This is a genomic window from Thermogemmatispora sp. (assembly GCF_042408735.1).
Lineage (GTDB): Bacteria > Chloroflexota > Ktedonobacteria > Ktedonobacterales > Ktedonobacteraceae > Thermogemmatispora.
On record NZ_JBHOQV010000148.1, the window covers coordinates 1 to 2,852 of the forward strand.

Annotated in this window: 4 protein-coding genes and 1 pseudogene; 4 read left to right on the forward strand and 1 reads right to left on the reverse strand. The window is 64.1% G+C overall.

Translation table 11 applies throughout. The features are described from left to right. The 3 genes from ACFMO7_RS16280 to ACFMO7_RS16290 all read left to right on the forward strand — a co-directional run. Positions 1 to 478, forward strand: a 478-nt coding sequence (locus ACFMO7_RS16280) for a hypothetical protein (RefSeq protein ID WP_376796543.1), incomplete at its 5' end; no start/stop codon positions are given. Positions 479 to 734: 256 nt separating this feature from the next. After that, entirely contained in the window at positions 735 to 1,592 is an 858-nt protein-coding gene (locus ACFMO7_RS16285) for a hypothetical protein (protein WP_376796544.1), read from the forward strand. Between the two features lie 32 nt (positions 1,593 to 1,624). Continuing rightward, a complete protein-coding gene (locus ACFMO7_RS16290; RefSeq protein ID WP_151729108.1) occupies positions 1,625 to 2,131 on the forward strand; it encodes a hypothetical protein in 507 nt (168 codons plus the stop codon). Between the two features lie 6 nt (positions 2,132 to 2,137). Here the strand turns inward: ACFMO7_RS16290 and ACFMO7_RS16295 are convergent, their stop codons facing one another. Continuing rightward, positions 2,138 to 2,290 carry a hypothetical protein gene (locus tag ACFMO7_RS16295; RefSeq protein WP_376796545.1) on the reverse strand — a complete coding sequence of 51 codons (153 nt, stop codon included), beginning with the start codon at positions 2,288 to 2,290 and terminating at the stop codon, positions 2,138 to 2,140. Between the two features lie 284 nt (positions 2,291 to 2,574). Between ACFMO7_RS16295 and ACFMO7_RS16300 the strand changes: the two are divergent. Continuing rightward, positions 2,575 to 2,852: pseudogene (locus tag ACFMO7_RS16300) on the forward strand (hypothetical protein); the annotation flags it as partial.

Sequence of the window (2,852 nt, forward strand, 5' to 3'; positions counted from 1 at the left end):
TTTTCACGGACGCTGGCAACGGGCTGGTTGCCGGCTGGCGGTGGTTCGGTCCACTCGCACCTCATGGAGGTCGCAGATGGGCGGGATCACCGCCAGCAGGGAGCCAGCCGGTCTGGTCTGGGTTGATGCAGCGGGCCGGGCCGGTCGTGCTCTCTTTCCTTGGAACGGCAAGGGAAGGGTCTGGAGGCTGGAGCAATTTTTACAGGAGGTGCTTTCGATGATTTCGGCAGAGGACCTGCAGCTTCTTCGGGACTTGCGGGATGAGATGGATCAGCGCATTGCGCGGGCGCAATCGCCCTACATGGAGAAGGTGTTTATTGATATCAAGGCGATCGTGGTCAAGCGGATTATGCGCGCCGAGTTGAATGCGGAGCGTCTGCTGTTGGCCGCCCAACGCAAGGCCAACAAAGCCCGACGACGCGAGGTGAGACAGCAAGGAACGGTCGCAGCCGGGGAGGGGGTGGACCCCTTGTCCTGAGCGCTGGATCGGAAACCCTGCTGGCAGCGCTCACCCGAGCCGATGAGGAAGGTGAGCGGAGTTTGGGCGCATTTCGAGCGAGGTGGAAGCGCTGCATGAGCGGAAAGGGGCGACTCCGACCTGCCACGGGAGGGGAGACGCCCCCCTTTTTCTGGAGGTTTCCCCAGGATGGTATGGGAAAGACGCTCTATTCCCGGAAGGAGGAAGAAGGATGAGACGTTCGCTCAGAGCATGGATGGCATTCTGGAGGAGGCGGTTGCGTGCTCTGCGCACCGCGACCGCGGCACCCGAAGAGCCGCTCTTGCCACAGGAACGGTTGCCAGCTCCGCCGCCCGAGGAGCCGCTGAGCCGACGAGAGCGGATGGAACAGCTCATCGAGACCTTTGATGAAGATCAAGAGTCGATCCTGGTCCGGGCGGTCGTGTTTCTGTTCACGGTGCTCTTCACCGTGGGAAGCGTGATCCTGGCGGGCTGCATCGGGATTGCCATTGCCGCGGCCATTGTGGGGCCGTGGCGGGCGGATGCGGAGGTGGTGGGTGTGTATCTGATGGCCATCTTCATAGAGGAGGCGTTTGCGGCGCTGGTGCTGGCCATTGCCCGCGCCATTGGACGGTCGCAGCAGGAGCGGCGGATGGTCTGGCTGCTCTTTGCGGCAATCAGTCTGTTTGTCTGCTTCGCGATTGGCGGTGCCTACACGCAATACTGGCTGCTCTCCGAGCTGGCTCCGGGAGGGGTGAGGCCGGCGGAGCAGACAATGATCCTCTTCCGTTCGATCGCCCCCTCGCTCTTCGATGTGGCGGCAGCCGTGTTCATGGCGATCTACTCGCGCAAGACGCTAGAGAAATTCCTGGCCCAGCAGGCCAAGAAAGAGGAAGCGATTGAGTCGCTGAGCCGGGCAGAGATCCGCATAGAGGAAGCCTTCAACGAAGCAGAGATCAGGAGGCAGCAGCGGGAAGAAGAGATGGCCCTCCGCCGGCGGCGAGAGGAGGTCCTCAACCGGATCGAGGGCAAGATTGGCGAGGCGGCGGTCACGGTAGTGGAGAGCACGGTAGAGCGATTGCAGTTGCCGGCGCCTGGGCAGGGCGGGCAGAGCACGCTGCGCCGAATTCTCTAATCCCAATGTTGGCCTGAGCCGGGAGCAGAGAGATGCCGAGCTATTCCTCCCCTTCCCCCAGGCGGGAGCTGGTTGATCGCCTGCTCCTGCGCCTGGCCCCATCGCTGAATCTGCAGGTTCGTCCAGCGGGCAGGCATCTGTATCAGGTCCAGCTCGATGGCCGGGAGCTGCTGGCGATGACGCTGGTTCGGTCGTCGGATTACTGGCGGCAGCGTCTACATCTGGCGACAGGGCCATCCATCCAACTGGTGATCTGTCAGCGCCATGACTCGATCCTGCCGCTGGAGGTCCTGGACCTGCTGGCAGGTCGAAGCTACGACCGGTATACCGCGCCGCTCTGGTTTGAGCAGTCCCACCGCCGGCGGGTGGCTGGGACCAGAATGATCGTGTTAGGGGGCCTCTTGTGTGGCCTCAATGAATGGTATGAGGCCGTGGAACGGTTTCCGGCCTCGACGCGCCGGCGGTATCGGGCCGAGCTGCGTCGCTTGATGCAGCGACGGCCAGGACGCCCCCTCTCGTTCTCCTGTTCCAATCCCTAAGCGGGCTTAGGCGGCGTTCCGACGGCCCCTCTCTAGCGGAGCATCAGGAGCGGCGTCCGTCAACCCGTTTCTTTCGAGCATTCCCAAAAAGCGGTCACCGCTGCGCGCCATCTCGTAGCGTCGTCCCGCCGCGACGCTGACCCGGTTCTTCGTGTTCACACCCTATCATCCACAGGAGGAAGACCCGTGACTCAGAGGCAGACCATCACCCGCATCCAGGAGATCATCGCCCGGCTCCAGGAGGCGTTGCCACTATCTCCCCCAGGTCAGTCCTCAGCAAAAGAGGTGGTGTATGCAAGAACCTCCCTCTCTGTTTCCGATGACCTGGTGGCGGCAGCAGCGGCTCTGGCTGATCGGAGCGCTGCTGTTGGTCGGGGCGCTCTGGCTCGCCTCCTGGCTGTGAGCCGGCGAGGCTCCCTCCAGCCCAAGGAAGGAGGCGTCCGATGAGACGTGTGATGCTGCTTTTGGGAAGCTTTGCCCTGCTGTGGGGGCTGCTGGCGCTGGCCATCTGTGCCGGGGCCAGCGTGCCGGCAGCGGGAACGCCATCGCCCGGGCCAGATCAGGTGCCGGGCCACCGAGCGCCCGCCGCCGGTGGCGGGCTGGATCGGGTCCAGGGGCCGCCCACCATCGACCGCGCACTGATCGATCGGCTGCTGTGTCAGGCGCACAGCCCGGCCTGCGGCACGGGGGAGGCCCTCTCTGCCGACATGGTACAGGCCGG